Origin of the sequence: Marinobacter sp. (assembly GCF_048259445.1) — a bacterium.
In the GTDB taxonomy this organism is placed as follows: domain Bacteria; phylum Pseudomonadota; class Gammaproteobacteria; order Pseudomonadales; family Oleiphilaceae; genus Marinobacter.
This window is the reverse complement of the sequence record NZ_JBLXHQ010000003.1, coordinates 270809-277660: the sequence shown is the minus strand read 5'-3', so window position 1 is coordinate 277660 and position 6852 is coordinate 270809. Positions and strand designations below refer to the sequence as shown.

The 6852-nt window shown below is 55.6% G+C and carries 3 protein-coding genes; 1 reads left to right on the top strand and 2 read right to left on the bottom strand.

Features of this window, described 5'->3' with window-relative positions:
- Nucleotides 1-37: 37 nt before the first annotated feature.
- Both ACN0RL_RS04005 and ACN0RL_RS04000 read right to left on the bottom strand, forming a co-directional pair.
- Nucleotides 38-1384: a Na(+)-translocating NADH-quinone reductase subunit A gene (locus ACN0RL_RS04005; protein WP_417513926.1), complete on the bottom strand. Its 1347-nt coding sequence runs from the start codon at nt 1382-1384 to the stop codon at nt 38-40.
- A 263-nt stretch (nt 1385-1647) separates the two neighbouring features.
- On the bottom strand, nt 1648-3102 hold the full coding sequence (locus tag ACN0RL_RS04000; RefSeq protein WP_417513946.1) for a glyceraldehyde-3-phosphate dehydrogenase: 1455 nt from the start codon (nt 3100-3102) through the stop codon (nt 1648-1650).
- 213 nt (nt 3103-3315) lie between these two features.
- Between ACN0RL_RS04000 and mfd the strand changes: the two genes are divergently transcribed.
- The gene (mfd, locus tag ACN0RL_RS03995) at nt 3316-6846 is read left to right on the top strand and encodes a transcription-repair coupling factor (protein WP_417513924.1); all 3531 of its coding nucleotides are present in this window, start codon (nt 3316-3318) and stop codon (nt 6844-6846) included.
- Nucleotides 6847-6852 lie beyond the last annotated feature (6 nt).

Genomic DNA, 6852 nt, shown 5'->3' with positions numbered 1-6852 from the left:
CTCGATTCCATCGAGAAACTGTCTGATAGCCATCGTATTAGCCCTCGATCTCGATTCGGGTCAGGTTCTCGCGGAGAATCGGACCGTATTCATATTTACCCGGGCACACGAAGGTGCACAGCGCCAGATCTTCTTCATCCAGTTCCAGAGCGCCGAGCTTCTGAGCCATTTCGGTATCACCGACAATCAGGGCACGCAGCAACTGGGTAGGCAGGATGTCCAGAGGCATCACTTTCTCATAGGCACCGACAGGCACCATCGCTCTTTCACTACCGTTGGTGGTGGTCGTGAAGTTGAACAGTTTGCTGCCGGAAAGCTTGGACAGATAAATGTTCAGAACAGAGAATTTGTTGATACCTGGCGACAGCCAACCCATAAAGTGGCGCTTGTTGCCCTCTTCGAGCAAAGACACCTGATTGGCAAAACGTCCGAGATAGGCGCAGGGGCCCTCGCCACGGCGACCGCCAAATACAGAACCTGAAATCGCCCGTACATCACAATCTGTGGCGACTTCGCCGTCGAGGAGCTCGGCCAGGCTTGCGCCCAGGCGGGTGCGGACCAGACGCGGCTTCAGAGCCTTCGGGCCACCAAGCGCAACAATCCGACCAACATTCAGCTCGCCGGTTGTAAACAGCTGCCCTATATCAATCACGTCCTGGTAGTTGATCGTCCAGACGCTCTTTGAGACAGATACCGGATCAAGATGATGGATGTGCGTGCCAACGTTTCCGGCGGGATGCAAGCCATCAAACTGCTGAACTTCGATATTATCGGCTTTCGGAACGGACACGTTCGAGCCAGGCCGACCGGTTACGAAGACCTTGCCAGCTGTGAGCCGGCCAAGAATGGTCAGGCCGTTCTCGAACGCTACTGCGTTCTCAGCAATCACCAGAGTGGGATCAGCTGCCAGCGGGTTGGTATCCATAACGGAAACAAAAATGGAATGCGGAGCCGAGTCGATTGCCGGGGTTTTGCTGTAAGGGCGGGTCTTGAGAGCCGTCCAAAGACCAGACTCAACCAGGTTATCAACCACCTGTTGACGCTCCAGACCAGCAAGGTCTGACTCATTGAAGCGGGCGAAGGTCTCAGCGTCATCACCATCGATTTCGATGACGATTGACTGGAAAACCCGACGCTCACCGCGGTTAATTTCTTTCACCACGCCAGCGGCAGGTGATGTAAAACGAACGCCTTCGGTCTTCTTGTCCGTGAACAGCAGCGTACCGCGCTTGACACGGTCCCCTTCTTTTACAGCCATCGTCGGCTTCATGCCGATGTAGTCAAAACCGATTAACGCCACGTGGCGAACCGGCTTGCCGTCTGTGATGGTCTGTTCAGGAGCGCCGCTGATGGGAAGATCCAGGCCTTTTTTGATCTTGATCATTAGCCTCATCCAATCATCAGAAACTATTCTATGCATTTGTATCGCCCGCCCCCTGCGGCCCAGAAACAGTCGAGAAACGGGGGGACAGACATACCCAAAATCGCGCCAATTATAGTGTCTAAGGCAAGCTATTTCCACCTGAAACGAGAACAGGTTTGTACCGGAACGTAATCCCGCAGCGGCCTGCCACTGTCAACAAAAAACCCGACGCCTTCCAGCGCCGGGTTTCTGGAGTTGCCCGCGCCAGTTCTGGCGCATCAATCTCAGTCGCGTGCGCGTTTCGGGAAGACGGGGTAGTTGATACCAGCCATCTGATTTACAACGCGAATTACCTGCGCGCTGTACCCGAACTCGTTGTCGTACCACACGTAAAGAATCAGGCGCTTGCCCGCAGCAATTGTCGCCTGGGCGTCAACAATGCCGGCATGACGGGAGCCTACAAAATCTGTAGACACCACCTCTGGAGAGTTCACGAAATCGATCTGCTTCTGCAACTCCGAGTGCAACGCCATCTCGCGCAGGTAGTCATTGACGCTTTCTACATCAACCTCTTTCTTCAGGTTGAGGTTCAGAATCGCCATTGAAACGTTCGGAGTAGGCACCCGGATAGCATTCCCGGTAAGCTTGCCCTTCAGCTCGGGCAGAGCCTTGGAAACGGCCTTGGCTGCCCCCGTCTCGGTAATTACCATGTTAAGCGCGGCGCTTCGGCCACGACGGCTGCCCTTGTGGTAGTTGTCGATCAGGTTCTGGTCGTTAGTGTAAGAGTGCACTGTTTCAACGTGGCCGTCTTCAATACCGTACTCGTCGTAAATCGCCTTGAGCACCGGTGTAATGGCGTTGGTAGTACAGGAAGCCGCCGACAGAATTCTGTCTGCATCCGTAATCCAGTCGTTGTTGATACCGTAAACAATATTTTTGATATCACCCTTGCCCGGTGCTGTAAGCAGGACCCGGCTGACACCCTTGGATTTAAGATGCAGGCCCAGGCCCTCTTCGTCACGCCATTTACCCGTATTGTCGATCACAATAGCGTTGTCGATGCCGTACTGGGTGTAATCTACCTTGTCGGGACCGTCTGAGTAGATCACCTTGATGAAGTTGCCGTTGGCAATCAGCGCCGACTCTTTCTCGTCTACGCGAATGGTGCCGTCGAAAGGGCCATGCACCGAATCACGACGCAGCAGGCTGGCACGCTTTTCCAGATCGCTTTCTGCGCCACCGTGACGAACCACAATGGCCCGCAAGCGGAGATTATTGCCACCACCTGCCTTTTCAATCAGGATACGCGCCAGCAGGCGCCCGATGCGTCCAAAGCCATAGAGCACGACATCTTTGGTACCGTTGCTGGCGTCTTCTTCTGACTGGGAAGAATACTGGCCAACCACCGGTCCGATTTCTCCATTGAGAAACTCCGTCAGATCACCGCCTTCTTCCTTGAATTTTACCGCCAGCTTCCCGATGTCAACGTGGGCACGCCCAAGGTCCATCTTGTCCATAGCCTGCAGAATCGGCAGGGTATCGTGAACGGACAACTCACTGTGCTCCACCTGACGCACAAATCTGTGGGCGCGGATAATGTCGATAACCGACTGGTTGATGATCGCGCGGCCGTACACGGAAGTAACAACGTTATTTTTCCGGTAAAGACGGCCGATCAGCGGAATCATAGCCTCCGCAGTGGATTCTCTGTCCATCCAGTTGGACAGGCACTGGTTCATCTGTTCGTGACTCACGGTAGGGACCCCTGTGTTTCGCACGTGGAATAATTAAGGTGGAGCATTATCCAACTTAAACCGGCTTACGGCAAATACGAACTGGCACGGACGTCGTACATTTGCCGCCATGACACCGCCATCTGTGGGCGTTAGAATAGCGGCCTCACCGGCTCCCACAAACTCGCCAAGACCCACTGCTGGAGAAAACAACTGCCCATGAATCAAGGTGCCCCGACTTCCGCTTCATTGCAAACGCTGATTGCGCCGCAATTTCCTGCGAAACAGGCCGATCACCGTACCTGGGGGCAATTGCATGGCAGCAGTGATGCTCTGGCCATCTGTGAAAGCGCCCGGGCCCACAAAGGGCTGACTCTGGTGATTACCCGCAGTACTGCCGACGCAATACGGCTGGAGCAGTCCATGCGTTTTTTCCTTGGCCTGCCACCAGAAGAAGATGGTGCCACGACCGCGGAGGGCGGCCTGGAGTTACTGTCACTGCCAGATTGGGAAACACTGCCCTACGATTTGTTTTCACCGCATCAGGATATAACCTCAAGGCGTATTCGTACCTTGCATCGCCTGCCCGGCATCCGCCATGGCGTGATCGTCGTCCCTGCCCGTACTCTGATGCACCGGCTTCCCCCGGTAAACTACCTTCAAGGCAACACTCTGCTGCTGGAAACCGGTCAGTCTCTGGACATCGACAACTGGCGCATGCAGCTGGCAACCGCAGGTTACCGTCACGCTGAAAACGTTTATGAACACGGCGAGTACGCCGTTCGCGGCTCCATACTCGACATATTCCCCATGGGCTCCAACCTGCCCTACCGGATCGACCTGTTTGATAACGAAGTTGAAACACTGCGCACTTTCGATCCGGAAACCCAACGCTCCATCGACCGGATTGAGCGCATTGAACTTCTCCCTGCGTATGAATTCCCATGGCACAAGGAGGCTCGCTCGGGCTTCCGGGGCCGCTGGTTCGAGCAGTTTCCAAACGCGGATAAAGATGCGCCCATCTATCAGGACGTCACCCAGGGGATTACGCCGCCTGGCATCGAATATTATCTGCCACTGTTCTTCGACCAGACCGCAACCCTGTTTGATTATCTGCCGGACACCACTCACGTCTTTACTGCCGAAGGCCTGAACGAGGCGGTCAGCCACTTCGATGTAGAAACCCGTAACCGCCACGAAGACCGTCGGCACGACAGGATGCGGCCGATTCTTCCACCCGCAAGCCTTTTTTTGCAGCAGGATGAGCTTTTTGGCCACCTCAAGGCCTTCCCCCGGGTAACCACAACGCCCGGGCCGGCAGAAGGCGCCGGCACGGTGAACTGCGCCAGTGAAGCGCTGCCGGATATCGCAATGAACGCAAGGGCCGCCGACCCTGCGGGCCAGCTGAAGCGCTTCATAACGACGTTTGACGGGCGGATACTGATTTGCGCCGAATCCTCGGGTCGGCGCGAAGCCCTGATCGAAAATCTGGGGGAGCACCAGCTACAGCTGCGGGGTTTCGAAAACTGGAACGACTTTCTGGCCGATGACAGCTGCACTCTGGGTATCACCATCGCGCCCATGGAACAGGGACTGGTGCTGCCAGAGCACAACCTGGCCCTGATTACTGAAACCGCCCTGTTTGGCGAACGGGTACTGCAGCGACGCCGGCGTGAGAAACCCACCGAAGCAAATGATGACGGTTATCGCGACCTGTCCGAGCTGCGAATCGGCGCACCTGTTGTGCATATCGACCACGGCGTCGGGCGCTATCTCGGTCTGGAAACCATTACCGTTGAAGGCGAATCCAGTGAATTCCTGATGCTCGAATACGCCGGTGGTTCAAAACTGTATGTGCCAGTCTCCAGCCTGCACCTGATTTCGCGCTACGCCGGCACAGATGCAGAGCATGCGCCACTGCACAAGCTGGGCACCGAGCGCTGGAGCAACGCCAAGCAAAAAGCCCTGGAAAAGATTCGCGATACTGCGGCCGAACTGCTTGATGTCTACGCCCGCCGCGAGGCTCGCAAAGGATTTGCCTTTGAAGACCCGAAAGAAGCCTACCGGGCCTTTGCTGCCGGATTCCCGTTTGAGGAGACGCCGGACCAGCAAATTGCTATTCAGGCCGTTTTCGAAGACATGACCAACGAGAAGCCCATGGACAGGCTGGTATGCGGCGATGTCGGCTTCGGCAAGACCGAAGTTGCCATGCGCGCGGCCTTCCTGGCAACCTGGTCAGGAAAGCAGGTTGCGGTGCTTGTGCCAACAACGCTTCTGGCGCAGCAACACTATGAATCCTTCCGCGATCGCTTCTCGGATACGCCGGTAAATATCGAGCTGCTCAGCCGTTTTCGTAGCTCAAGCCAGACCTCTAAAGCAATGGAGGCCATTGGAAGCGGTAAAGCCGATATCGTCATTGGCACCCACAAGCTGCTTCAGGGCGATATCCGGTTCAAAAACCTGGGGCTTGTCATCATCGATGAGGAGCACCGATTCGGTGTCGGGCAGAAGGAAAAACTCAAGGCCTTGCGCGCTGAAGTAGACATGCTGAACCTGACAGCGACCCCCATTCCAAGAACCCTCAACATGGCCATGGGACACCTGAGAGATCTGTCCATCATTGCCACTCCCCCTGCCCGACGCCTATCGGTGAAAACCTTTGTGCGGCAGCGCGACGATGCGATGGTAAAAGAAGCCATCCTGCGTGAGGTTTTGCGTGGCGGCCAGGTGTATGTCCTGCACAACGATGTGGCGAGCATCGAAAAAACTGCCGAGGATCTGCGGCGTCTGGTCCCGGAAGCTCGTGTGGGCGTAGCTCATGGTCAGATGCGTGAGAGACAGCTCGAACAGATCATGTCGGATTTCTACCACAAGCGTTTCAACGTGCTGGTGTGCACCACCATCATCGAAACCGGCATCGATATCCCGAGCGCCAACACCATCATTATTGAACGCGCTGACAAATTCGGCCTGGCCCAGTTGCATCAGCTGCGCGGCCGCGTTGGCCGCTCACACCACCAGGCCTACGCATACCTGCTGACACCGCCACCGAAAGCCATTTCTGCGGATGCCAAAAAACGACTCGAAGCCATTTCCGAAGCCCAGGAACTCGGTGCCGGCTTTATGCTGGCAACCCACGACCTTGAGATTCGCGGTGCCGGCGAGTTGCTGGGCGACGAACAGAGCGGCCAGATAGAAAGCATCGGCTTTACTCTGTATATGCAATTACTCGATGAAGCGGTCAAAGCCATTCGCGAAGGTCGTACACCCAATGCAGAGCTGCCCCTCAGCCATGGCACAGAAATGAACCTTCGGATACCGGCACTGATTCCAGAAGATTATCTGCCAGACGTTCACAACCGGCTGATGCTTTATAAGCGCATTGCCAGCGTCAGCAACCGCGAGGCATTAAAAGAACTTCAGGTTGAGATGATTGATCGCTTCGGATTATTACCGGAGCCGGCAAAAAACCTGGTTCGACAGACCGAGCTCCGGCTCAAGGCAGAAGCCCTGGGCATAGTAAAAGTAGACGCTGGCAAGGAATGGGCTCGTCTTGAGTTCGGCAGCTCCACACCGGTAGATCCACTGATACTGGTTAAGAAAATGCAATCTTCACCAGACACATACCGGCTTGAGGGTGCAAACAGCTTTCGTTTTCGGCTGAAGGACAGCTCAACCAATGGTAAACTCGACAGCATTTCCGGAATGCTGGGCGAACTGGTGCCTGCACCAAGTGCCGCTACCGCCTGAGAAAGG